Raw genomic sequence first — 23902 nt, forward strand, 5'->3', positions numbered from 1 at the left:
ACGGGCTTCACCGGGCTCCACCGGCCTTCCCCTCGCCGGGCGCGTGGCCGTCGGGGCGACGGACGACAGGCCGACGGCGCGACGGCCGAGTGGCGGGCCGTGGACCGCGCCACTCCGGCCCGCCTCACGAGGCGGTTCGTACCGGAGGTCACGACGCTGAGCGACCCAGGCGTCCGGGCCGGCGGCGCTTCCGGCCGGGACTCCCCACGGCTCAGCGGCGCGTCCTAACGGAGTCCCACTCCTTGGGCGAGGCGCGTGACCGCGTGCCGGAAGAACGGCTCACGTTCCTCCACGACCCGGTTGAACTGGCCGAACAGCTCGAACCCGACCAGCCCGTACAGCTGGGCCCAGGCCGCCACCAGCGCCGCCACCGCCCCCGGCGGGAGGTCGGGGGCGAGGTCGGTCGCCAGCCGGACCGCCTCGGGGACCAGCTCGTCCGACAGGAGCGGCACCTCCAGCGCGTGGCTCCGGTGCGCGTCGCGCACGACGCCGATGAGGAGCACGCCGACGCGGGCGGCGGCCGGGACGGTCGTCTGCGGCGCGCTGTATCCGGGCACCGGCGAGCCGTAGATCAGCGCGTACTCCTGCGGATGCGCCAGCGCCCAGCCGCGCACGGCCTCGCCGACCGTGACCCAGCGCTCGACGGGGGCGGCGTCGGTGACGGCCGCGTGCGCGGCTTCCGCGGCCTCGCCGAGGGAGTCGTAGGCGTCGATGATCAGTGCGGTGAGCAGGTCGTCGCGGCTCGGGAAGTAGCGGTACAGCGCGGAGGAGACCATGCCGAGCTCACGGGCCACGGCGCGCAGCGAGAGTCTGGCCGCGCCGTCGGACGCGAGCTGTCTGCGGGCCTCCTCCTTGATGGCGGCGGTGACTTCGATCCGGGCGCGGGCGCGGGCTCCTCGAACGATGCTGCTCATGTGTGCCAGTGTCCCACGAAGTCAGAGCAGCGCACCCATTGAGGATCGGTGCACAAAACAGAGAGCACTGCTCTTGCCATGGAGCGGCCCCCTACGGCAGACTCGAATCAAGCGAGAGCAGTGCTCACGCTTTCCGTCCCGTTGTCGTTCAGGAGGCATCAGCCATGTCCACCCACGTGCAGAAGCCCGGCTGGTTCACCGTCAACGTCTTCAACCGTGCCGTGGCCTGGCTGACCCGCCGGGGTCTGAGCGTGTGGGGATCCCGGGTCCTGGCGGTCCGCGGCCGCAAAAGCGGCCAGTGGCGGACCACCCCCGTCAACCTGCTGACCGTGGACGGGCAGCAGTACCTGATCGCACCGCGGGGCCACGTCCAGTGGACGCACAACATGCGGGCGGTGGGCGGCGGTGAGCTGCGCCTCGGCAAGAACGTGGAGGAGTTCACCGCGGTCGAGGTCGCCGACGACGACAAGACGCCGTTGCTGCGCGCCTACCTCAAGCGCTGGAAGGCCGAGGTGGGCGTCTTCTTCAACGGGGTGGGTCCCGACTCCCCGGACGCCGAGATGCGCCGGATCGCCCCCGACCACCCGGTGTTCCGGATCACCGTCACGAACCGACGGTGATCCGCGCCCTTCGGGTCAGGAGCCGCTCTCCTCGGCCGCCGGACCTGCCGTCGCCGCCTGCCGCCGGTCCACCGCGGCCAGTGCCCTCTGGGCCATCGGATGCGAGCGGATGAGTTCGCCCAGGGTCGTCCGGCCGCGGGTGATGTCGGTGAAAGCCCGCCAGGCGGGACGGACACCGGTGAGGGCGGCGTGGAAGAGTCCCGGACGACGCTCGAAGAGGGCGAGCAGCCGCTTGCCGACGCTCATCTCCACACCGAGGCCCGCCTTGATCGCGAAGGCGTAGTTCAGCGCCTGGCGGCGGGCGTCCACCGCGTCGTGCGCCTCGGAGACACGGACCGCCCACTCGCCCGCGAGCCGGCCCGAGCGCAGCGCGAAGGAGATGCCCTCGCGGGTCCACGGCTCCAGCAGCCCCGCCGCGTCACCGCACACGAGCACCCGCCCGCGCGACAGCGGGGAGTCGTCGGCCCGGCACCTGGTCAGGTGGCCGGAGGAGATGCTCGGTTCGAACCCGGCGAGGCCGAGCCGTCCGATGAAGTCCTCCAGATAGCGCTTGGTCGCCGCACCCTCGCCGCGCGCCGAGATGACACCGACCGTCAGCGTGTCCCCCTTGGGGAACACCCAGCCGTAGCTGCCGGGCATCGGACCCCAGTCGATGAGGACACGGCCCTTCCAGTCCTCGGCGACCGTCTCCGGCACCGGGATCTCCGCCTCCAGGCCGAGATCCACCTGGTCGAGCTTCACCCCGACATGAGCCCCTATGCGGCTCGCGCTGCCGTCCGCGCCGACCACCGCACGCGCCAGCAGCGTCTCGCCGCCCTGGAGGACGACCGCGACCGTGCGCCGGTCCGGCACCGCCGAGCCGTGCTGCTCGACCCGCTGCACGGCGACTCCCGTGCGCAGCTCGGCACCCGCCTTCTGGGCGTGTTCGACGAGCTGATGGTCGAACTCGGGCCGGTTGATCAGCCCGAACAGCATCTGGCGGGAGCGTCGGGTGCGGGTGAAGCGCCCGTTGTTCGAGAAGGTCACCGCGTGCACCCGGTCGCGGAAGGGCAGCTCGAAGCCGGGGGGCAGCGAGTCGCGGGAAGGTCCGATGATGCCGCCGCCGCATGTCTTGTAGCGGGGCAGCTCCGCCTTCTCCAGCAACAGCACCCGCCGTCCCGTGACCGCCGCCGCGTAGGCGGCCGAAGCCCCTGCGGGGCCCGCGCCCACCACGACGACGTCCCACACCTGCCGTGCGTCGTCCGCCGAAGAGTTCTCGTCGTCCGCCGGAGAGTTCTCGCTGCTCACGATGGTCTACTGCTCCTGATCAAGCCGCTTGCCGCACCTGTCCCCCGCATCCTACGGCGGAGATCGCCACGGTCCGCTGTGGGAGGATCGGCGGCGCGCGCGCCCCACATACCGGCAGGCGCGTACGCTCGCACGATCACCCGTACGGACCAGTACACACCAGTACAACGTCGCACCCACAAGGAGCGTGCCCATGTCGTCGAATCCGGTCGCCGAGACCGTCGCCTCGCTGCTGCCCAGGGCACGGGCGGAGCTCACCGAGCTGGTGGCCTTCAAGTCGGTGGCGGACTTCGACCGGTTCCCCAGGAGCGAGAGCGAGGCCGCCGCGAACTGGATCGCGGACGCGCTGCGCGCCGAGGGCTTCCAGGACGTGGCCCTGCTCGACACCCCGGACGGCACGCAGTCGGTGTACGGCTGCCTGCCTGGCCCCGCCGGTGCCAGGACGGTCCTGCTGTACGCCCACTACGACGTGCAGCCGCCGCTGGACGAGGCCGGCTGGACCACCCCGCCCTTCGAGCTGACGGAGCGCGACGGCCGCTGGTACGGCCGCGGCAGCGCCGACTGCAAGGGCGGCGTCATCATGCACCTGCTCGCGTTGCGGGCCCTGAAGGCGAACGGGGGCGTCCCGGTCACGGTGAAGGTGATCGTGGAGGGCTCCGAGGAGCAGGGCACGGGCGGTCTGGAGCGGTATGCCGAGCAGCACCCCGACCTGCTGGCGGCCGACACCATCGTCATCGGCGACGCGGGCAACTTCCGGGTGGGGCTGCCGACCGTCACCTCCACGCTGCGCGGTATGACCATGGTGCGGTTGCGGGTCGACACCCTCGAGGGCAATCTGCACTCCGGCCAGTTCGGCGGGGCGGCCCCGGACGCGCTGGGCGCGCTGATCCGCGTCCTGGACTCGCTGCGCGCCGAGGACGGTGCCACGACCGTCGACGGCCTCACCGACGACGCGCGCTGGGAGGGACTGCAGTACGACGAGGCGCAGTTCCGCCAGGACGCCAAGGTGCTGGCCGGGGTCGGCCTGATCGGCTCCGGCACGGTCGCCGACCGTATCTGGGCGCGCCCCGCCGTCACGGTCCTGGGCATCGACTGCCCGCCGGTCGACGGCGCCACCCCGTCCGTGCAGGCGGGTGCCCGTGCGCTGATCAGCCTCCGGGTGCCGCCGGGCGTGGACGCGGCCGAGGCGACGAAGCTGCTCCAGGCCCATCTGGAGGCCCACACGCCGTGGGGCGCGCGGGTGAGCACCGAACAGATCGGCCAGGGCCAGGCGTTCAGCGCGGACACCACCAGCCCGGCGTACGCGGCGATGGCCGACGCGATGGCGATCGCCTACCCCGGCCAGGACATGCAGTACGCGGGGCAGGGTGGATCCATCCCGCTGTGCAACACCCTGGCCTCCCTCTACCCGCAGGCGGAGATCCTCCTCATCGGCCTGAGCGAGCCCGAGGCGCAGATCCACGCGGTCAACGAGAGCGTGTCCCCCGAGGAGTTGGAGCGGCTCTCGGTGGCGGAGGCCCTGTTCCTGCGCAACTACGCGGCCGGCTGACCCGCTCTGCCGTCGGCGGAGGGCCTCGCCCACCGGGCGGGGCCCTCGCCACGGTCGCCCCATGGACGTCGTCGAGCTGCGCCTCCCGGCCTGCCGGGCGTTCGGCCCGCACCGCGGTTACGACCGTGCGTACACCAGCTCCTAGCTGGTGAAATGGCTCGTCACCGACCTGGTACGGGTACCGCGGCTAGGAACGGGCGGCGTTCGTGCGCGCGTGCGCCGGGGGCTGCGGCCCGAGGGCTTCCCGGACGGAGCCGCCGCGCTCCTCAGCCGTCACGCCCCGGTCGCCGAGGTGATGGAGGGGTTCGAGCGGCGGTTCGGGGAGGAGAGCCGGTCGGCCGCCTTCCCGGCGGAGGCGCTGCGGCGGATCCCGTCCCCGTAGCGGCGCTCACCCGGTCGGTACGCCCGCCTCCAGATACAGCGCCGCCCCGCGCTCGCGGGCGCGCAGCGCCCAGCGCAGTCGCTCGTAGCGGACCGGCGGCAGGAGATCGGCCGCCTCCTCCTCCGTGACGAAGCGCCAGGCCCGCAGTTCGGGGCCCGGCAGCAGCAGGCCCGCCACGGCGGCGGCGGCGAGCCGTCCGCCGTCGAAGAGGAGGCGCAGCCCACCGTAGGCGGGCGGGGCCGGCCGTTCCCAGTCGACGACCAGCAGCCGGGGTACGTCGTCCAGCAGGATGCCGGTCTCCTCCTCGACCTCGCGCACGCCCGCGCGCGCGGGCGCCTCGCCGGGCTCCACCACCCCGCCGGGGAACTCCCAGCCGGGCTTGTACGTCGGATCGACGAGCAGCACCCGGTCCTGCTCGTCGAAGAGGAGGACCCCGGCGGCCACCGTCTCGGCGGTGGGCTCGGGGGTCTGCACGATGTCGCACGCGGCCGCGGCGCCGCTTCCCACGGCCTCGGCTATCCGGACGGCCGTCTCCCGCGGAGTGAGGACTCCGTTGTCGACGGGATGGGCGTCGGCGGTGAGCCAGGAGGCGAGGGCGGCGTGGTACGGCTCGATGTGGTCGTACGACCACTGACGGACGCGCATCTCGCCGTCGGGGAGGTCCGGCGGGACCTCACGGGCGGCTATTCGCTCGCGCAGGATCGTTTCCCCCGGGGTGAGGAGCACATGGCGGACCGGGATCCGGCGGGCGGCGAGACCGCCGAAGATCTCGTCGCGGTACTCCTGGCGCAGCAGGGTCATGGGGACGACGAGGGTGCCGCCCAGCTCGGCGAGCAGCGCCGCCGCCGTGTCGATCACGAGCCGCCGCCAGATCGGCAGGTCCTGGAAGTCGCCGACCTCGGCGAGACGTTTGGGCGGCAGCAGGTACGGGAGAGCTCCGCCGATGACCTCGGGGTCGAAGAGCGTGCTGTTCGGGATCAGGTCGATCAATTCCCGTGCGGCGGTGGTCTTCCCCGCACCGAACGCGCCGTTGATCCAGACGACGGTCACGGTTCCCCCTCTTCTGTTGGCCCCCTGTGGCTTGCCCGCTCCACCCTGCCACGGAAACCAGTTCCCGTTGAGGGCGCACGAACGCCGTGGCGCCGGCCCCCACGCGGTGGGGTGCCGGCGCCACGGCGCTGGTGGTCGGGGCCCGGTCCGTCAGCCGTTCTGCCCCAGGGCGTCGTCGTCGACGGCCAGGCTGTCGTCGGCGATGGTGTGGTCGAGGGTGCTGAGGGTGTCGCCCACGTTCAGTCCTTCGAGGTCGGCACCGCCCAGGCCGTGCGAGGGGGTGATCGCCGCGACGACGAAGCCGGTGGCGAGGGAGGCGATGGCGAGCATGCTGCGCTTCTTCATGCGGGGATCAACGGCGTCGACGGGCACGGGGTCACGCGTCACCCGGTAATCCCCGCGCACGACCGACCGGTCTGCGGCGAGAATGCCGTCGTCACCGACGGTTCGAAGGAGCTTCGCCATGATCGGCCCGCAGCACGCCCATGCCTGCCTGGACGGTCTGGTGACGGGCGACGCCTTCGGCGACAGCTGGTTCACCCGCTCCGACGAGCCCGCCGAGGAGCAGTGGGCGGCACGGTCGCCGCGGCCCGCGCCCTGGCCGTGGACGGACGACTCGGCGATGGCGTTCGTCCTGTTCGCCCATCTGACGGAGCACGGGGAGGTCCGTCCGGGCGACCTGGCGCGGCAGTTCGCCGCCGAGTACCGCCGCGACCCGGCCCGCAAGTACGGCCCGTCCATGCACAGCGTGCTGCGGCGCGTCGGCGAGGGCGAGGACTGGCGGGCGGTGACGACGGGACAGTTCGGCGGACAGGGTTCGTACGGCAACGGCGCCGCGATGCGGGTCGCCCCGCTGGGGGCCTGGTTCCGGGACGACCTCGCCGCGGCCCGCGAGCAGGCCCGGCTGTCGGCGCTGGCCACTCATGCCCACCCCGAGGCGGTCGCGGGCGCGGTGGCCGTGGCGGTCGCCGCCGCGCTGGCGGCCGCCGGCGCGGGCCGGGACGCGCCCGCGCGCGAGGCGTTCCTGCGGGAGGTCGCCTCGCACCTGCCGGACAGCGACGTCCGCTCCGGGCTGCTGGTGGCCGCGGGCCTCCCCGAGCGCGCCTCGGTGCGCCACGCGGCGTCCGTGCTGGGCTCGGGGACGCTGATCTCGGCTCCGGACACGGTGCCGTTCGCCCTCTGGTCCGCCGCGGGGCACCCGGACGACCTGCCCGAGGCTCTGTGGCAGACCGTCGGCGGGTGGGGCGACCGCGACACGACCTGCGCCATCGTGGGAGGCGTGGTCGCGTCCCGGACCGGCACGGACGGCGTCCCCGCCGCCTGGCGGCGGTCCTGCGAGGCCATCCCCGCCTGGAGCGGCTGGGACGCCGTCACGGCGGCCGGGACGGCCGTGCGGCCCGTCGTCGGGTGACCGCCGCACGGCCGGCCGTGTGACGGTCGGGCCTCCGCCCGTGCCGGCGCCGCCTCCGGTCACCCGGCGCGCGCACGAGCACGGGCAACCCGGCCCGCCACCGCCCCACGCCTCGCTTCGACGCCGGAGACGTTCCTTCAGGGGCCGCCCGTCGGCGTCAGACCCCCGCCGCCGTGGCGCCCGCCCCCGCCCCGGCCCCCGTGCTCGCCGACAGCGCTGCCGCGGCCGCTCCCACCAGACCCGCGTCCGTGCCCATCTGCGCCGGCGCCACGGTCAGACGCTGGACGAAGGAGAGGGTGGCGTAGTCGCGGAGCGCCCGGTGCAGCGGGGCGAACAGCACCTCGCCCGCCTTGCCCACGCCCCCGCCGATCACCGCGATGTCGATCTCGACGAGGGTCGCGGTGGCCGCGATACCGGCGGCCAGGGCCTGCGCGGCCCGTTCGAAGGACGCCAGGGCGACCGGGTCGCCCGCACGGGCGGCGGCGGCCACCGCGGCCGCGGAGGTGTCGCCGTCGGGGCCGGGCAGCCAGCCGTTCTCCAGGGCCCGACGGGCGATGTGGGGACCGCTGGCGATGCGTTCGACACAGCCGCGCCCGCCGCACGGGCACGGATCCCCGTCGAGTTCGACGCTGATGTGGCCGATGTGCCCGGCGTTGCCGGTGGGGCCGGGGTGCAGTCGGCCGCCCAGCACCAGGCCGCCGCCGACGCCGGTGGAGACCACCATGCACAGCGCGTTGTCGTGCCCGCGGGCGGCGCCCTGCCAGTGTTCGGCCGCCGTGATCGCCACGCCGTCGCCGATGAGTTCGACCGGATGATCCCCCGTCACCGCCCGGACCCGGTCGACCAGCGGAAAGTCGCGCCAGCCGGGCACGTTCACCGGGCTGACCGTGCCCGCCGAGGCGTCCACCGGACCCGCGCTGCCGATGCCGACGGCTCGGACACGCCCCCACAGCGGCGCGGCGGTCAGCTCCGCCAGCGTCTCCTCGACGGCCCGCATCACGGTGTCGCCGTCCTCCTGGGCGGGCGTGGGGCGCTGAGCGCGGGCCAGGATCGTGCCGTCGCCGTCCACCAACGCTCCGGCGATCTTGGTGCCGCCGATGTCGAGCGCGGCCACGAGGTCGGTGTACATCAGTCTGGTTTCTCCCGGTCCACCATGGAAGGGCTGGCCGGTCCAGCGATTGGGGGCCGCGGGCCGGAGATGCGGTGGACAGTCTCTCCCGCATCTGACAACGTTGTCCAGGCTCTATGCTCGACGCCACATCCTCATACACACCCTGGGACCCACGCATCCCCGTGCGCAACATCTTGTGGACGAGGTGCATGGCCGACCTCCCGTGGACGACAGGACAGGACACAGCATCGTGCCCGAGACGCAGCGCCGGCCCGAGAGCCGCTACGGCAACCGTCCCACCATGAAGGACGTCGCCGCTCGCGCCGGAGTCGGCCTCAAGACGGTCTCACGCGTGGTGAACGGCGAGCCGGGCGTCACGCCCGAGACGGAACGCCGTGTCCAGGAGGCCATCGACGCGCTCGGCTTCCGCCGCAACGACAGCGCCCGGGTGCTGCGCAAGGGCAGCACGGCCAGCATCGGCCTGGTCCTGGAGGACCTCGCCGACCCGTTCTACGGGCCGCTCAGCCGCGCGGTGGAGGAAGTCGCCCGCGCCCACGGCGCCCTGCTCATCAACGGCTCCAGCGCCGAGGACCCGGACCGGGAGCAGGAGCTGGCGCTGGCCCTGTGCGCGCGCCGGGTGGACGGGCTGGTGGTGATCCCGGCCGGCGACGACCACCGGTACCTGGAGCCCGAGATCAAGGCGGGCGTCGCCACGGTGTTCGTGGACCGGCCGGCCGGGCAGATCGACGCCGACTGCGTCCTGTCGGACAACTTCGGCGGCGCCCACGAGGGCGTGACCCATCTGGTGGCGCACGGGCACCGCCGGATCGGCTTCATCGGCGACATGCCCCGCATCCACACCGCCGCCGAGCGCCTGCGCGGCTACCGGACGGCGATGGAGGACGCCGGCATACCGGTCGAGGACGCCTGGATGTCGCTGGGCGCCACCGACCCCCTGCGGGTGCGCCGCGCCGCCGAGGAGATGCTGTCCGGGCCCGCGCCGGTCACGGCGATCTTCTCGGGCAACAACCGGGTGACGGTCACCGTGATCCGGGTGCTCGCCGAGCAGGCCCGGCGGGTAGCCCTGGTGGCCTTCGACGACCTGGAGCTCGCCGACCTGCTCCAGCCGGGTGTCACGGTGGTCGCCCAGGACGCGGCCACTTTGGGCCGTACCGCCGCAGAGCGCCTGTTCGGGCAGCTGGACGGCACTCTGATCACCCCCGAGCGCATCGAACTGCCGACCCGGCTCGTCCTGCGCGGCTCGGGCGAGCTGCCGCCGGCCGACTGAGACGCCATGGACGCCCGCGACGAGCGCCGCACACTTCGCGCGCTGGGCCTGGCCGACGCGCCGCGCGACCACCCGCTGTCCTATCCCGGCGCCTGGCCGGCCACGTCCGGGCTGCTCCACGGGGACGAGCTGCTGCCGCTGGACCGGCTGACGCATCCCGGCCGCACTCCGGTCGTGGCCGTCGGTTCCAACGCCAGTCCCGCCCAACTGCGGCACAAGATGGCCGAGTTCGAAGTCACCTCACCCATCCCCATGGTGAAGGCCCGGGTGACCGGCCTCGATGTCGGCGTCTCGGCGCATATCAGCCGCGTGGGCTATGTGTCCGCGTCCCCCGTCGACGCCCCCGCCGTGAGCCGGGAGTTGTTCGTCATCTGGCTGGACCCGGAGCAACTCGCCCTGATCGACGCGACGGAGCCGAACTACGACCGGGTCCTGCTGCCCGCGCCGGGTTTCCGGGTCGAGCTGGAGAACGGCGAGGCACTCCTCGACTCGTTCGCGTACGTGAACCACCATGGTGTGCTGCACAACGGCGACGGCATCCCGCGCAGCCATCCCGGGCAGCGCGCCCTGATCATCGAACTCCTCGCGCAATCCAAGGCGTTGCGGGAGCTGTTCGGGGCGACCCCGGAGGAGTTCTGTGCCCGCGCCAGGGCCGACGCATGGCGGTGCGAGCAGGGTACCCGGCTGTTCGCGGAAGAGGAGCTGGTGACCGCGTCCGGCCTGGAACACCTGCACGTCCGATAGAATGTTCGAACGGCATCGCGTGTCGGTCACCGGCCGGGTGAGGCATGGAGGTGCCCGTGAGTTTGCCTTACGGAGGCATTCCACACATGTCAGTCGAGTTGAACCACACCATCGTCCACTCCCGTGACAACCGGGAGTCAGCCGAGTTCCTCGCCCACATCCTCGGACTCGAAGTCGGTCCCGAGTGGGGCCCGTTCGTCCCGGTGAACACCAGCAACGGCGTCACCCTGGACTTCGCCGCCGTCCCGGTGGAGTCGATCGTCATGCAGCACTACGCGTTCCTCGTCTCGGACGAGGAGTTCGACGCGGCCTTCGAGCGGATCGAGCGGGCGGGGATCACGTACTTCGCCGATCCGCACGGCAAGCAGCCGGGTGAGATCAACCATCACCACGGCGGCCGGGGTGTGTACTTCATGGATCCCGCCGGGCACGGCATGGAGATCATCACGCGTCCGTACCAGCTCCCGCAGCAGTAGTCAGCGCTGAACACAGGCCGGTGGGGCAGGGGGTGCGCGGTATCCGCCGGGCGGCTCCGGTCCGCTCCCGGGGAGGCCCTGCTCCTCCGGCCGGCGCCTCCTCGGGAGCGGAGCGGGCATCGCGGGTGGTGCCGCAGGGGCGGGGACGCCGAGGTCCGGGCCGCCGGACGGTCAGGCCCCGCAGCCGCCGCTCGCCGGCCGCCGCTCCTCCTGCCCGGCGACCGTCAGATCACCTCGGCGCGGCGTCGCGAAGCTCTCCAGGGCCGCCCGGCCGAGCCCGGTCGCGCCGCTCACCTCGGCGAGGTCGAGGGCGCCGCAGTCCAGGCCGCGCAGCAGGTAGCCGCTGAGGGCCTTGGCGGTCGCGGGCTCGTCCATCACATCGCCGCCGGCCCGGTCGGCGTACCGCACGAGCCGCTCGGCGGCCTGCGCGAAGCCCTCCCGGTAGAAGGCGAAGACGGCCGCGTAGCGGGTGGGGATGTGGCCGGGGTGCATGTCCCAGCCCTGGTAGTAGGCGCGGGACAGGGCGCGGCGGGTGAGGCCGTAGTGCAGCCGCCAGGCGGCGTGCACCTGTTCGGTCGGACCGACCGGCAGCACGTTCGTGGAGCCGTCCGAGACGCGTACCCCGGTGCCGGCCGCCGCCACCTGCATGATCGCCTTGGCGTGGTCGGCGGCGGGGTGGTCGCTGGCCTGGTAGGCCGCGGAGACGCCGAGACAGGCGCTGTAGTCGAACGTGCCGTAGTGGAGGCCGGTGGCGCGGCCCCGGGCCGCCTGGATCATCCGGGCGACCGTCGCGGTGCCGTCGGTGGCGAGGATGGACTGGCTGGTCTCGATCTGGATCTCGAAGCCGAGCCGTCCGGCGTCGAGGCCCCGTGCCCGCTCGAAGGCCTCCAGGAGCCGGACCATCGCGGTGACCTGCTCCGGGTAGGTCACCTTCGGCAGGGTCAGGACCAGGCCGTCGGGAAGGCCGCCGTTCTCCATCAGGCCGGTGAGGAAGATGTCGAGGGTGCGGATGCCCCGGTCGCGCACCGCGGCCTCCATGCACTTCATGCGGATGCCCATGTAAGGGGCCGCGGTGCCCTTCGCGCTCGCCTCCGCGATCAGCCGTGCCGCGCGGGCGGCCGCGGCGTCCTCCTCGGCGTCCGGGCGGGGGCCGTAGCCGTCCTCGAAGTCGACGCGCAGGTCCTCGACGGGCTCGCGTTCCAGTTTGGACCGCACGCGCGCGTACACGGGCTCGGCGAGGTCCTGGGAGAGGCCGAGGCAGGCGGCGAAGGACGCCGCGTCGGGGGCGTGCTCGTCGAGGGCGGCGAGGGCCCGGTCGCCCCAGGAGCGGACGGTGTCGGCGTCGAAGGCGTCGCCGGGGACGTAGACGGTGTGGACGGGCTGCCGGGTGCCGGGGTCGCCGGGGTAGCAGCGGTCGAGTTCGGCGTCGACCGGGGCGAGGGAGGCGCTGATCTCCTCGCTGACGGCGCCGGCGAGGCTCGTCGTGACCGTCTCCTGCTGGCCCTGGCCCATTCCACACCCTCCAGTTTTTCCGCTGTACGGAATCAACAATCCGTTGAGCGAAGTTATCCGTGCGGCTTCCGGCAGGTCAACACCCTGTCCACGGCGCGGGCCCCGCGCTCACCGGCACACCACGTCCCCCGCCTCCCTCTTCCGCACGACCGTCCTCACCTTCATCCTGTCTCACAAGGGAGGGAACATATGACCGGCACCACGGGGCAGACCCGACGGGCGGGGCTGCGCACGGCCCTGGCCGTCCTGGCGACCGTGCCCGTACTGGGCACGGCGGGGTCGTCCGCCACCCGGCACGAGAGCCCGGCTCGCGGGGCGCTTCAGCCCGCGCCCGTGCCGCCGCTGGAGATCATGACCTTCAATCTGCGCTACCCGGGTGCCAAGGACGCCCACACCTGGGCGGTCCGCCGTCCGGTGATGCGCGCACTGCTGCGCCGGGCGGCTCCGCACGTCATCGGCACCCAGGAGGGCCTGCCGGCCCAGTTGCGCGACATCGAGGCCGACTTCGGTCCGCACTACGACTGGATCGGCAAGGGCCGCAGCGTGGAGGACCCGGAGGCGGTGGCCGTCTTCTACGACACCCGTCGGCTCGCCCCGGTCGAGCACGCGCACTTCTGGCTCTCCGACACACCCGAGGTACTGGGCTCCAACACCTGGGGGGCGGACTACCCCCGCATGGTCACCTGGGTCCGCTTCCGTGATCTGCGCGGGCGGCAGGAGTTCTACGTCCTCAACACCCATCTCGACAACGCCAGCCAGTACGCGCGCGTGCGCTCCGCCGACCTGATCGCCGCACGGATCGCCCGCCTGGACCGCTCCCTGCCGCTGCTGCTGACCGGCGACTTCAACGCCGTCGCCCACGTCAATCCGGTCTATGACCGGCTGCTGGCCGCCGGGCTGGTGGACACCTGGGACACGGCACGCGCGCGTGGCGGGGCCTATGCGACCTACCACGGGTACAAGCCCCTCACGCCGAACGGGGACCGCATCGACTGGATCCTGGCGACGCCGGGCGTCACCGTCCACCGCGAGTGGACCGACACCTTCCACCTGGACGGCCAGTACCCGAGCGATCACCTGCCGGTGCGGGCCTCGATGACCCTGGAATGAGCCGAGGCCCCCGTGACCTGTGCGGTCACGGGGGCCTCGGACAGTCCTGCGACTGCCGGGTGATCAGCCCTTGCGGGTGTTGATCTCCTCGGTGAGCTGCGGGACGACGTCGAACAGGTCGCCGACGACGCCGTAGTCGACCAGGTCGAAGATCGGGGCCTCGGCGTCCTTGTTGACGGCCACGATGGTCTTCGAGGTCTGCATGCCGGCGCGGTGCTGGATGGCGCCGGAGATGCCGTTGGCGATGTAGAGCTGCGGCGAGACGGACTTGCCGGTCTGGCCGACCTGGTTGGTGTGCGGGTACCAGCCGGCGTCCACCGCGGCGCGGGAGGCGCCGACGGCCGCGCCGAGGGAGTCGGCGAGGGACTCGATGAGGGCGAAGTTCTCGGCGCCGTTGACGCCGCGGCCGCCGGAGACCACGATCGCGGCCTCGGTCAGCTCCGGGCGCCCGGTCGACTCACGCGGCGTGCGGCCGGTCACCTTGGTGCCGGTGGCCTGGGCGGAGAAGGTCACTGCGAGGGCCTCGACGGCGCCGGCGGCCGGGGCGGCCTCGACGGCGGCCGAGTTCGGCTTCACGGTGATGACCGGGGTGCCCTTGGAGACACGGGACTTGGTGGTGAAGGACGCGGCGAACACCGACTGGGTGGCCACCGGGCCCTCGTCGCCGGCCTCGAGGTCGGTCGCGTCGGTGATGATGCCGGAGCCGATGCGCAGCGCCAGACGGGCGGCGATCTCCTTGCCCTCGGCGGAGGACGGGACGAGGACGGCGGCCGGGGAGACCGACTCGACCGCGGCCTGGAGCGCGTCGACCTTCGGTACGACGAGGTAGTCGGCGTACTCGGAGGCGTCGTGGGTCAGCACCTTCACGGCGCCGTGCTCGGCGAGCGCGGCGGCGGTGTTCTCGGCGCCCGCGCCGAGGGCGACGGCGACCGGCTCGCCGATGCGGCGGGCCAGCGTCAGCAGCTCCAGGGTGGGCTTGCGGACGGCACCGTCCACGTGGTCGACGAAGACGAGGACTTCAGCCATGGGATTGCTCTCCTGCGAAACGAAGTTGAGGGGCGGTCGGCGAAGGGCCTTTAGATGAACTTCTGGCCCGCGAGGAACTCGGCGAGCTGCTTGCCGCCCTCGCCCTCGTCCTTGACGATCGTGCCCGCGGTGCGGGCCGGACGCTCGGTCGCGCTGTCGACCGCGGTCCAGGCACCCTCGAGGCCGACCTCTTCGGCCTCCAGGTCCAGGTCCGACAGGTCCCAGGCCTCGACCGGCTTCTTCTTGGCCGCCATGATCCCCTTGAACGACGGGTAACGCGCCTCGCCCGACTGGTCGGTGACCGACACGACGGCCGGCAGGGAGGCCTCGAGCTGCTCGGAGGCGGCGTCGCCGTCGCGGCGGCCCTTGACGGTGCCGTCCTCGACGGAGACCTCGGAGAGCAGGGTGACCTGCGGGACGCCCAGACGCTCGGCCAGCAGGGCCGGGACGACGCCCATGGTGCCGTCGGTGGAGGCCAGGCCGGAGATGACCAGGTCGTAGCCGGCCTTCTCGATCGCCTTGGCCAGCACCAGGGAGGTGCCGATGGCGTCGGTGCCGTGCAGGTCGTCGTCCTCGACGTGGATCGCCTTGTCGGCGCCCATGGAGAGGGCCTTGCGGAGCGCGTCCTTGGAGTCCTCGGGGCCCACCGTCAGGACGGTGATCTCCACGTCGTCGTCGGAGTTCTCGGAGATCTGCAGCGCCTGCTCGACCGCGTACTCGTCGAGCTCGGAGAGCAGACCGTCCACGTCGTCCCGGTCGACGGTCAGGTCATCGGCGAAGTGCCGGTCGCCAGTGGCGTCGGGCACGTACTTCACAGTGACAACGATCCTCAAGCTCACGCCGGCTCTCCTACTGCATCGTCAGTTCTCGGCTGCCTTCTTCCAGGCAGCATAGGCGCCACAAGCGGCCGATCCCGGTCGGGGCGGCCCGCGCTCCGACCGAAATATTACTCGTCAGTACACCCAGTTCATGCCCGCTAAGCAAGCGCTTTGAACTGTGACCTTTGCAACGCAGCGTAATCGGAACTCGACGAGTTCGCAGGAGAGCCGGGCAGTGATCAATCCCGCAGGGTGGTGAACCGCCCCTGGTGGTAGAGCAACGGGCGGCCCGCGCCCTCCGGGTCGCCCAGGACCACCTCGGCCAGCACGATGCGGTGATCGCCCGCCGGGACCCGCGCGACGACCCGGCACACCAGCCACGCCAGCACGTCGTCCAGCACCGGAACACCCTGCGGACCGTCGCGCCAGGCGGTCGGCGCGCCGAAGCGGTCGGCGCCGCTCCTGGCGAAGGTGGCGGCCAGCCCCTGCTGGTGCTCGCCGAGTACATGGACGCCCACGTGCGTGGCCCGGGACAGCACGGGCCAGCTGGAGGCATGGGTGCCGATGCCGAAGGAGAGCATCGGCGGCTCGGCGGAGACGGAACTGAGCGAGGTGGCGGTGAAGCCGACCGGGCCGCTCTCACCGGAGGCGGTGATCACGGCGACCCCCGCGGCGTGCCGGCGGAAGACGGAGCGCAGGAGGTCGGGAGAGGCCAGGCGGGGGGAACCGAGGCCGGGTATGGCCGTCATGGGGTTGTCCTTCTGCGGGAAGTGGCGAGCCGGGCCGTGGGTGCTCAACGGGCCGGACAGCGCGCGCTCGCGGTACGGACCAGGTCCACGTGGACCCGGCCGTGGAGAAGGAGTTCCTTAGGCATACGGTCAGGCTGACGATAGGTGGCGCGCACAGTCAAGTACGTTCCGGTATCTGGGAGATGCCTCACCGTCCCCCGCGGGTGGCTCACACCGCCTCCCCCAGGGCCGCGATGACGTCCGCCTTGCGGGGCTGACCGGTGGCCCGTCGGACGATGTGGCCGTCGGCGTCGAGCACCAGGACGGTCGGGGTCTTGAGGATGTCGAGCTCGCGGACGAGGTCCAGGTGCGCCTCGGCGTCGATCTCTATGTGGGTGACTCCGGGGACCACGCCGGCCACCTCGCCGAGGACCCGGCGAGTGGCCCGGCAGGGCGCGCAGAAGGCGCTGGAGAACTGCACGAGCGTGGCCCGTTCGCCGAGTTCGCCGCCCAGCCGGTCCGCTCCGAGCCGCTTGCCGTCGTCGCGCCCGCGCACCCGCACCCTCCCGCTCCGCCGCTTGTGCAGCACTCCGTAGGCGCTCGCCGCCGCGAGCACCGCCACGCACACCAGCAGTCCGGCCATCAGGTCCTCCAGCGTTCACGAGACTGCAAAGATTCCCGACCCCAGGAATCGTTTCCGTTGCGGAATGCTTGATTCATGGACATCGATGCGAGGGGCCCGCGCTTCGGGGCCGCCGTGACGACCGTAGTACTCGCGGTCGTGCTGATCAGCGGCAACGCCTGGCTGCTGGGGTGGCAGACGCTGGCGTTCGCGCTCGGCGCGGCGGGCGGGGTGGGTCGCTCACCGTACGGCTGGGTGTTCCGCAGGGCCGTGCGGCCGCGGATCGGGCCGCCGAGCGAGTTCGAGGCGCCGGAGCCGCCGCGGTTCGCGCAGGCGGTCGGTCTGCTGTTCGCGGGGGTCGGACTCGTCGGGCTCACCCTGGGTCCCGACTGGCTGGGCCTCGCGGCGACCGGGGCGGCGCTCGCGGCCGCCTTCCTCAATGCTGCTTTCGGGTACTGCCTCGGATGCGAGATGTACCTGCTCGTACGGCGGGTCGCGGTACGCGCGGAGTAAAGGCGGCTTAAAAGCCCGAGGTCGATCAAGGGGGTTGAAGTGACGAGGATCTCGCCGTTCCCGGGCACCAGGGCTGGCTCCCCGGCCGTTCTTCGGGCACGATCTGCGAGATGCCGTAAACCTACGGCTGCGTAACTTTGCCGCCGGGAGCCCCTCCCCGGCAAAGAGAAGGAAGGGTCCGCCCCGCCCATGGCAGAGATTGTCTACCGCCCCGTCGTCGGCCTCGCCCAGACGTTGTTCAAGGCCTGGGACCTCAAGATCGACTGCAAGGGTTCGGAGAACATCCCGCGCTCGGGTGGAGCCGTGCTGGTGAGCAATCACATCAGCTATCTCGACTTCATCTTCGACGGTCTGGCCGCGCTCCCGCAGAAACGTCTCGTTCGTTTCATGGCGAAGGAATCCGTCTTCCGCCACAAGATCTCCGGCCCGCTGATGCGCGGGATGAAGCACATCCCGGTGGACCGCAACCAGGGCGAGACGGCCTACGCCCACGCCCTCGAGTCGCTGCGCTCCGGCGAGATCGTCGGGGTCTTCCCCGAGGCCACCATCTCGCAGTCGTTCACGCTCAAGAGCTTCAAGTCGGGCGCGGCCCGGATGGCCCAGGAGGCGGGCGTCCCGCTGATCCCGGTGGCCCTGTGGGGTACGCAGCGGCTGTGGACCAAGGGCCACCCGCGCAACTTCAAGCGCAGCCACACCCCGGTCACCATCCGGGTCGGCGAGGCCATCGAGGCCTCCCGCGACAAGTACGCGGGGGCCATCACCCGGCAGCTGCGCGAGCGCGTCCAGGAGCTCCTGGAGGCCGCTCAGCGCGCCTACCCCGTGCGCCCCAAGGACGCGAACGACACCTGGTGGATGCCGGCCCACCTGGGCGGCACGGCTCCGACGCCGGAGCAGGTACGCGCGGCCGAGGCCCGCTGACGCGGTTCGCACGGCTACGGGCCCCGTCCGGCACGCGCCCGGCCGGGCCCGTCCGCACGACCCCGCTCCGGCGAGGCCGCCCACTTCGGACTCGACGCCTCCGACGACCTACCGGGCGTCGACCAGGCGAAGAAGCGGGCGCTGCCGGCCTTCGCCGCCGCACAGGTGGAGCGACGGGGCCGCACCGGCCTCGAGGTGGACGGCGTTCCCGTCCGCACCGGCCCCTCGGGCCTCTCCACCGTCACCCATGCCGGGGAGGTCGGCGACCACGACGCCCGTGGTCCGCGGCGGGGGTGGTCACAGCGCGGTGGGGAGGCTCTTCCACAGGTGCGGCCGGTCGGGGGCGGCCCGCAGGGCGCCGAGGACGCCCGGATGCGGGGTGGCGTAGAGGCCTGGGTAGTCCAGCTCGCCCGTCGCCGCGTCGGGCCGGAAGGCCAGGTGTTCGCCGTCCAGGGAGAACCGCGCGTCCACGCCCGGTTTGTTGCCGCGTGGGTCCTGGCGGTGCCAGGCCCCGTTGAAGCGCACGGCGACGAGCCCGTGGAGGGCGTGTCCGGCACCCTCGTCGTGCACGAACCGCTGGTAGCACAGCGCGGTCGGGATGTCCTCGGCCCGCAGCAGGGCGGCCAGGGCATGGGCCTTGGCGTGGCAGATGCCCGTGCCCTGTTCCAGTACGTCCGAGGCACGCCAGGTCACGCGCGGGTCGTCGGCGTCCTGCGAGTGGGGAATGGCGTCGCGCACGAAATCGAAGGCGAGGCGCGCATAACCATACGAGTCCTTCGCGTCCTTCGCGAGGCGCGCGGCCGTGTCCCGCACCAGCGGGTGGTGGTGGTCGATGACGTCGTCAGCGGCCAGATAGGCCGAGAGGTCAGGGTTCTCCTGGATCAGCTCCATGACGGGAGAGCATAGGAAAGCGATCACCCGAGAGTCAATGAATTTTCAGGTGACCGCATACCTATGCAAGAAGCGTTCCTTGCTTCCCTCGCTACCGCGCCATCTCTTCCTTGACCGCGGCGACGAAGGTGTCCACGTCCTCCTCGGTCGTGTCGAACGCGCACATCCAGCGCACGACACCCGCCGCCTCGTCCCAGAAGTAGAACCGGAACTTCTTCTGAAGCCGCTCGCCCACCTCGTGCGGGAGCCGCGCGAACACGCCGTTGGCCTGCACGGGGTACAGGATCTCCACGCCGTGCACGGCCCGCACGCCCTCGGCGAGCCGCTGGGCCATCCCGTTGGCGTGGCGGGCGTTGCGCAGCCACAGGTCCTTGGCCAGCAGGGCCTCCAACTGCACCGAGACGAAGCGCATCTTGGAGGCTAGCTGCATGGACAGCTTGCGCAGGTGCTTCATGTGGCGGACGGCGTCCTGGTCGATGACGACGACCGCCTCGCCGAACAGCGCGCCGTTCTTCGTCCCGCCCAGCGAGAGCAGGTCGACGCCGACGGCGTTGGTGAACGTCCGCATCGGGACGTTCAGCGAGGCCGCCGCGTTGGCTATCCGGGACCCGTCCAGGTGCACCTTCATGCCGTGCGCGTGAGCGTGGTCGCAGATCGCGCGGATCTCCTCGGGCGTGTAGAGCGTGCCCAGCTCCGTGCTCTGGGTGATCGAGACGACCTGCGGCATCGCGCGGTGTTCGTCCTCCCAGCCCCACGCCTGCCTGTCGATCAGCTCGGGAGTGAGCTTGCCGTCCGGGGTGGGCACGGTGAGCAGCTTCAGGCCGCCCATGCGCTCGGGCGCGCCCCCCTCGTCGACGTTGATGTGCGCGCTCTCGGCGCAGATCACCGCTCCCCAGCGGTCGGTGACCGCCTGGAGCGCGACGACGTTGGCGCCGGTGCCGTTGAAGACCGGGAACGCCTCCGCCGTGGCACCGAAATGGCTGCGGATGATCCCCTGGAAGTGCTCGGTGTAGTCGTCCTCGCCGTACGCCACCTGGTGGCCGCCGTTGGCCAGGGCCAGGGCTGCCATCACCTCCGGGTGGGCCCCGGCGTAGTTGTCGCTGGCGAAACCGCGGACCTCCGGGTCGTGATGGCGCCGTGCGTCGGTCTTCGGAGGGTTCACGGCTTCTCGGTGAGCCACAGACGCTGTCCGTTCACTTCGGGGGCGGGCTTGTCCCAGACTCCGGTGATGGCCTCGGCCAGATCCTTGACGTCGGTGAAGCCCGCGAACTTCGCGTTGGGGCGGTCGGCGCGCATCGCCTCGTGCACCAGCGCCTTCACCACCAGGATCGCAGCCGCGGAGGTCGGGCCCTCGGCGCCCCCGGCCTTGCGGAACGCGTCGGCGAGCGCCAGGGTCCAGGCCTCGGCGGCCGCCTTGGCGGCGGCGTACGCGGCGTTGCCCGCGGAGGGGTTCGAGGCACCGGCGGCGCTGATCAGCACGTACCGGCCGCGGTCGCTGCGCTGGAGACCCTCGAAGAAGGCGAGCGAGGTGTGCTGCACGGTCTTGACGAGCAGCAGCTCCAGGAAGTCCCAGTCGTCCAGGCTCGTCTTGATGAACGTCTCGCTGCCGCGCCAGCCGCCGACGAGGTGGACCACTCCGTCGATCCGGCCGAAGTCCTTCTCGACGCGCTGCGCCCAGTCCCGGGTCGAGTCCAGGTCGAGCAGGTCGACCGGCTCACCGGTGACGGTGGCGCCCCCGGCCCCGTAGCGGGCCGCGTCGACGGCCTCCGCCAGGCGCTCGGGGTCGTTGTCCGCGCCGGCGACGATCGCGCCGGCCTCGGCGAGTCGGAGCAGCGCCGCCCGGCCGGCCGGTCCGCCCGCACCGGCCACCGCGATCACCGCACCGCTGAGAGCCCCGTTCCCCATGGTCTTCGCCTCCTGAGCAGTGTTCTCGGTACGCAGGTCGCTCACGCGGCGATCCGCTCGGCGCCGTCCGCCGTGATGCCCCGGGTCGAGGCGATCACGTTCTTCAGCTTCTTGGACAGTGCCTCATAGAACATGCTCAGCGGAAACTCGTCCGCAAGCACGTCGTCCACGAGTTTGCGGGGCGGCTGCGTCAGGTCCAGGGCGTCGGGGCCCTTGGCCCACTTGGAGCCCGGGTGCGGGGCGAGGTAGGCGGAGACCAGCTCGTGGGCGGCGAACCAGTGGACGAGTTTGGGGCGGTCGATGCCGTCGCGGTAGAGCTGCTCGATGTCGGCGCACAGCTGGTTGGTGACGTGCGGGGCGCGCTGCCAGTCGATGTGCAGCTTGTTGTCGGTCCAGCGGACGACGTCGTGCTTGTGCAGGTAGGCGAAGAGCAGCTGGCCGCCGAGGCCGTCGTAGTTGCGCACCCGGTCTCCGGTGACCGGGAAGCGGAACATGCGGTCGAAGAGGACCGCGTACTGCACGTCACGGGCCTGCGGAACGCCGTCGGCCTCCAGCTTCACGGCCTCCTTGAAGGCGGTGAGGTCGCAGCGCAGTTCCTCCAGGCCGTACATCCAGAACGGCTGGCGCTGCTTGATCATGAAGGGGTCGAAGGGCAGGTCGCCGTGGCTGTGGGTACGGTCGTGGACCATGTCCCACAGGACGAAGGCCTCCTCGCAGCGCTTCTGGTCGTGGACCATGGCGGCGATGTCCTCGGGCAGGGAAAGACCCAGGACGTCGACGGCCGCGTCGGTCACCCGACGGAAGCGGGCGGCCTCGCGGTCGCAGAAGATGCCACCCCAGGAGAAACGTTCCGGCGCCTCGCGGACGGCGATGGTCTCGGGGAAGAGGACGGCGGAGTTGGTGTCGTACCCGGCCGTGAAGTCCTCGAAGGTGATGCCGCAGAACAGCGGGTTGTCGTAGCGGGTGCGCTCCAGCTCGGCCAGCCACTGGGGCCAGACCATGCGCAGCACGACCGCTTCCAGGTTGCGGTCCGGGTTGCCGTTCTGGGTGTACATCGCGAAGACGACCAGGTGCTGGAGCCCGTCGCGACGGTTCGCGGCCGGCTGGAAGGCCAGCAGCGAGTCGAGGAAGTCCGGCACCCCGAAGCCGCCGTCGGCCCAGACCCGCAGGTCCTTGGCGAGCGCCCGGTGGTAGTCGGCGTCGTGCGGGAGCAGCGGGGACAGCTCCTCCACGGCCTCGATGACCCGCTGGACGGCCTGCTCGGCGTCCGTGCGGCGCGGCGCGCCCTCAGCCGCGAAGTCGATCGACCCGTCCTTCGACTGCCAGGGCCGGATCTGCTCCACCGCATCCTTGAGCACGCGCCACGCCGGGTGCTCAACCACCCTGTCCGCCGGAGGAACCCGCTCCCCCGTAGCCGCCTGCACAAGAATTTCCGTCATGTCCCATCCTTCACTGGAGAAGCTCACGTCAGGACACCGTATGCATATGAGGATTCCTCCAGCAAGTGGGACCTCCGGAAATTATCCTGCGCTCCCGCATCTTCACCGCACTTTTTCCTGCCTGACACCGAAGATGCGACCACTTCAGCTAGCGCCTGTCCAACGGGTCGGATCTCCGGTCTGGACGGGTAGAGGAACCCTCGGTGCACGCTCATGTCCTTGACGGCCTCAGGGCCACTAGGCTGCGTGCTCCTCCGGACCAAGCCGTCGACGGAAGCGGGTCGTGTCTTGAACTTCCTCACCATCGGTCACCGCGGAGTCATGGGTGTCGAGCCCGAGAACACCCTGCGTTCCTTCGTCGCCGCGGAGCACGCCGGCCTGGACGTCATCGAACTCGATCTGCATCTGAGCAAAGACGGCGCTCTGGTGGTCATGCACGACGCCGACGTGGACCGGACGACCGACGGGACCGGGCCCATCGCCGACCAGACGCTCGCGGAACTGCGGACCCTCGACGCGGGCCGCGGCGAGCGCGTGCCGTTCTTCGAGGAGGTCCTGGACGCCGTGCGGCTCCCGCTCCAGGCCGAGATCAAGGATGTCCAGGCCGCGCGGGCGCTGGCCGAGGTGATGCACGCGCGCGACCTGGTGGACCGCGTGGAGGTGTCCTCCTTCCACGACGAGGCCGTCGCCGAGATCGCGCGCCTCGTCCCCGGGGTGCGCACCGCGCTCATCGGCAGCCGCTACGGCCTCGACATCGTCGACCGCGCCGTGGAGGCCGGCGCGGCGACGGTCTGTCTCAACCTGCGCCGGCTCACCCTGGAGATCGTCGAGGAGGCGCGGAAGCGGGACCTGCGGATCATCGGCTGGGTGGTCAACACCCAGGACCAGCTGCGGCTCGTCCGCGCCCTGGAACTCGACGGCGCGACCACCGACTACCCGGAGATCAGGCGCACGGGCCGCTTCACGGCCTAGACCGGGTCCCGACGGTCAGTCGAGTTCCTTGACCAGCAGCTCGAACCGGAGGTCGTCGCGCTGCGGAATGCCGAAGCGCTCGTCGCCGTAGGGGAAGGGGGTCATGCGGCCGGTCCGCCGGTAGCCGCGACGCTCGTACCAGGCTATGAGGTCCTCGCGTACGGAGATCACGGTCATGTGCATCTCGGTGACGCCCCAGTTCTCGCGGGCCTGCCGCTCGGCCTCCGCCATGACCGTCTTGCCGAGGCCGCCGCCCTGGACCGCGGGACTGACGGCGAACATGCCGAAGTAGGCGTGGTCGCCGCGGTGTTCCAGCTGGCAGCAGGCGACGATCCGGCCCTGCTGCTCGACGGTGAGCAGCCGGCTGTCCGACGCCTTGATGACCGCGCGCACGCCGTCGGGGTCGGTCCGCTGCCCCTGGAGGATGTCGGCCTCGGTCGTCCACCCGGCCCGGCTGGCGTCGCCGCGGTAGGCCGACTCGACGAGCGCGACGAGCGCGTCCACGTCGGCGTCGACGGCGTCGCGGAAGGTGAATTCGGTGGCGGCGGTGTCCATGCGGGCGTTCTCCGGTCTCTGACTCGGCTGGGGCACCGCCGAGCGTAGACCCTGCGCCGGT

General features: G+C 71.8%; 26 protein-coding genes. 11 read left to right on the top strand and 15 right to left on the bottom strand.

The annotated features are described in order from the left end of the window. Positions 1-224: 224 nt before the first annotated feature. Positions 225-914 (bottom strand): TetR/AcrR family transcriptional regulator, encoded by a 690-nt coding sequence (locus QQM72_RS03480; protein WP_314219278.1) that lies wholly within the window; start codon positions 912-914, stop codon positions 225-227. A 164-nt stretch (positions 915-1078) separates the two neighbouring features. On the opposite strand from QQM72_RS03480, the gene QQM72_RS03485 reads away from it, so the two are divergent. Continuing rightward, a complete protein-coding gene (locus QQM72_RS03485) occupies positions 1079-1534 on the top strand; it encodes a nitroreductase family deazaflavin-dependent oxidoreductase (RefSeq protein WP_057605354.1) in 456 nt (151 codons plus the stop codon). 15 nt (positions 1535-1549) lie between these two features. On the opposite strand, the gene QQM72_RS03490 is transcribed toward QQM72_RS03485, so the two are convergent. Further along, on the bottom strand, positions 1550-2821 hold the full coding sequence (locus QQM72_RS03490) for a geranylgeranyl reductase family protein (protein WP_314219279.1): 1272 nt from the start codon (positions 2819-2821) through the stop codon (positions 1550-1552). A 193-nt stretch (positions 2822-3014) separates the two neighbouring features. Here QQM72_RS03490 and QQM72_RS03495 point away from each other — a divergent pair, with 193 nt between their 5' ends. Together QQM72_RS03495 and QQM72_RS03500 are read left to right on the top strand one after the other, a co-directional pair. Continuing rightward, a complete protein-coding gene (locus QQM72_RS03495; protein WP_314219280.1) occupies positions 3015-4370 on the top strand; it encodes a dipeptidase in 1356 nt (451 codons plus the stop codon). 214 nt (positions 4371-4584) lie between these two features. Beyond that, entirely contained in the window at positions 4585-4752 is a 168-nt protein-coding gene (locus QQM72_RS03500) for a hypothetical protein (RefSeq protein ID WP_314219281.1), read from the top strand. Between the two features lie 6 nt (positions 4753-4758). On the opposite strand, the gene QQM72_RS03505 is transcribed toward QQM72_RS03500, so the two are convergent. Together QQM72_RS03505 and QQM72_RS03510 are read right to left on the bottom strand one after the other, a co-directional pair. Further along, positions 4759-5802, bottom strand: a complete 1044-nt coding sequence (locus QQM72_RS03505) for an NUDIX hydrolase (RefSeq protein ID WP_314219282.1) — start codon at positions 5800-5802, stop codon at positions 4759-4761. Between the two features lie 150 nt (positions 5803-5952). Beyond that, on the bottom strand, positions 5953-6147 hold the full coding sequence (locus tag QQM72_RS03510; protein WP_314219643.1) for a hypothetical protein: 195 nt from the start codon (positions 6145-6147) through the stop codon (positions 5953-5955). A 118-nt stretch (positions 6148-6265) separates the two neighbouring features. Here QQM72_RS03510 and QQM72_RS03515 point away from each other — a divergent pair, with 118 nt between their 5' ends. Then, entirely contained in the window at positions 6266-7213 is a 948-nt protein-coding gene (locus QQM72_RS03515; protein ID WP_314219283.1) for an ADP-ribosylglycohydrolase family protein, read from the top strand. Between the two features lie 157 nt (positions 7214-7370). On the opposite strand, the gene QQM72_RS03520 is transcribed toward QQM72_RS03515, so the two are convergent. After that, positions 7371-8342 carry an ROK family protein gene (locus QQM72_RS03520; protein ID WP_314219284.1) on the bottom strand — a complete coding sequence of 324 codons (972 nt, stop codon included), beginning with the start codon at positions 8340-8342 and terminating at the stop codon, positions 7371-7373. A 232-nt stretch (positions 8343-8574) separates the two neighbouring features. On the opposite strand from QQM72_RS03520, the gene QQM72_RS03525 reads away from it, so the two are divergent. From QQM72_RS03525 to QQM72_RS03535, 3 genes are all read left to right on the top strand, one after another. Next, complete coding sequence (locus tag QQM72_RS03525) at positions 8575-9612, top strand: LacI family DNA-binding transcriptional regulator (RefSeq protein WP_314219285.1); 1038 nt, start codon at positions 8575-8577, stop codon at positions 9610-9612. Between the two features lie 6 nt (positions 9613-9618). Then, complete coding sequence (locus QQM72_RS03530) at positions 9619-10356, top strand: hypothetical protein (protein ID WP_314219286.1); 738 nt, start codon at positions 9619-9621, stop codon at positions 10354-10356. Positions 10357-10442: 86 nt separating this feature from the next. After that, positions 10443-10832 carry a VOC family protein gene (locus tag QQM72_RS03535; protein WP_314219287.1) on the top strand — a complete coding sequence of 130 codons (390 nt, stop codon included), beginning with the start codon at positions 10443-10445 and terminating at the stop codon, positions 10830-10832. Positions 10833-11003: 171 nt separating this feature from the next. Here QQM72_RS03535 and QQM72_RS03540 read toward each other — a convergent pair whose 3' ends face one another. Next, positions 11004-12344 (bottom strand): DUF6986 family protein, encoded by a 1341-nt coding sequence (locus QQM72_RS03540; RefSeq protein WP_314219288.1) that lies wholly within the window; start codon positions 12342-12344, stop codon positions 11004-11006. Positions 12345-12533: 189 nt separating this feature from the next. Between QQM72_RS03540 and QQM72_RS03545 the strand changes: the two genes are divergently transcribed. Then, complete coding sequence (locus QQM72_RS03545) at positions 12534-13454, top strand: endonuclease/exonuclease/phosphatase family protein (RefSeq protein ID WP_314219289.1); 921 nt, start codon at positions 12534-12536, stop codon at positions 13452-13454. Between the two features lie 63 nt (positions 13455-13517). Here QQM72_RS03545 and QQM72_RS03550 read toward each other — a convergent pair whose 3' ends face one another. The 4 genes from QQM72_RS03550 to QQM72_RS03565 form a co-directional block, all read right to left on the bottom strand. Next, positions 13518-14480, bottom strand: coding sequence for an electron transfer flavoprotein subunit alpha/FixB family protein (locus QQM72_RS03550; RefSeq protein ID WP_020125926.1), 963 nt, complete (start codon positions 14478-14480; stop codon positions 13518-13520). A 50-nt stretch (positions 14481-14530) separates the two neighbouring features. Continuing rightward, entirely contained in the window at positions 14531-15319 is a 789-nt protein-coding gene (locus tag QQM72_RS03555; protein ID WP_314219290.1) for an electron transfer flavoprotein subunit beta/FixA family protein, read from the bottom strand. 218 nt (positions 15320-15537) lie between these two features. Continuing rightward, on the bottom strand, positions 15538-16047 hold the full coding sequence (locus tag QQM72_RS03560; protein ID WP_314219291.1) for a flavin reductase family protein: 510 nt from the start codon (positions 16045-16047) through the stop codon (positions 15538-15540). A gap of 208 nt (positions 16048-16255) precedes the next feature. Next, a complete protein-coding gene (locus tag QQM72_RS03565; RefSeq protein ID WP_314219292.1) occupies positions 16256-16669 on the bottom strand; it encodes a thioredoxin family protein in 414 nt (137 codons plus the stop codon). Between the two features lie 75 nt (positions 16670-16744). Here QQM72_RS03565 and QQM72_RS03570 point away from each other — a divergent pair, with 75 nt between their 5' ends. Together QQM72_RS03570 and QQM72_RS03575 are read left to right on the top strand one after the other, a co-directional pair. Then, a complete protein-coding gene (locus QQM72_RS03570) occupies positions 16745-17161 on the top strand; it encodes a DUF4395 domain-containing protein (protein WP_314219293.1) in 417 nt (138 codons plus the stop codon). 189 nt (positions 17162-17350) lie between these two features. Beyond that, positions 17351-18079 (top strand): lysophospholipid acyltransferase family protein, encoded by a 729-nt coding sequence (locus QQM72_RS03575; RefSeq protein ID WP_020125921.1) that lies wholly within the window; start codon positions 17351-17353, stop codon positions 18077-18079. Between the two features lie 297 nt (positions 18080-18376). On the opposite strand, the gene QQM72_RS03580 is transcribed toward QQM72_RS03575, so the two are convergent. The 4 genes from QQM72_RS03580 to QQM72_RS03595 form a co-directional block, all read right to left on the bottom strand. Next, positions 18377-18970 carry a transglutaminase domain-containing protein gene (locus tag QQM72_RS03580; protein ID WP_314219294.1) on the bottom strand — a complete coding sequence of 198 codons (594 nt, stop codon included), beginning with the start codon at positions 18968-18970 and terminating at the stop codon, positions 18377-18379. A 91-nt stretch (positions 18971-19061) separates the two neighbouring features. Continuing rightward, positions 19062-20132, bottom strand: a complete 1071-nt coding sequence (locus tag QQM72_RS03585; protein ID WP_314219295.1) for a threonine aldolase family protein — start codon at positions 20130-20132, stop codon at positions 19062-19064. Further along, positions 20129-20875, bottom strand: a complete 747-nt coding sequence (locus tag QQM72_RS03590) for an SDR family oxidoreductase (RefSeq protein ID WP_314219644.1) — start codon at positions 20873-20875, stop codon at positions 20129-20131. Before QQM72_RS03590 ends, QQM72_RS03585 begins: the two co-directional genes overlap by 4 nt. 41 nt (positions 20876-20916) lie before the next feature. After that, positions 20917-22314, bottom strand: a complete 1398-nt coding sequence (locus QQM72_RS03595; protein ID WP_314219296.1) for a DUF6421 family protein — start codon at positions 22312-22314, stop codon at positions 20917-20919. A gap of 288 nt (positions 22315-22602) precedes the next feature. On the opposite strand from QQM72_RS03595, the gene QQM72_RS03600 reads away from it, so the two are divergent. Beyond that, positions 22603-23286 carry a glycerophosphodiester phosphodiesterase gene (locus tag QQM72_RS03600; protein ID WP_314219297.1) on the top strand — a complete coding sequence of 228 codons (684 nt, stop codon included), beginning with the start codon at positions 22603-22605 and terminating at the stop codon, positions 23284-23286. A 15-nt stretch (positions 23287-23301) separates the two neighbouring features. On the opposite strand, the gene QQM72_RS03605 is transcribed toward QQM72_RS03600, so the two are convergent. Then, on the bottom strand, positions 23302-23841 hold the full coding sequence (locus QQM72_RS03605; protein WP_314219298.1) for a GNAT family N-acetyltransferase: 540 nt from the start codon (positions 23839-23841) through the stop codon (positions 23302-23304). Positions 23842-23902: the final 61 nt, after the last annotated feature.

The sequence above is a fragment of the Streptomyces zaehneri genome (assembly GCF_032248645.1).
GTDB lineage: Bacteria > Actinomycetota > Actinomycetes > Streptomycetales > Streptomycetaceae > Streptomyces > Streptomyces coriariae.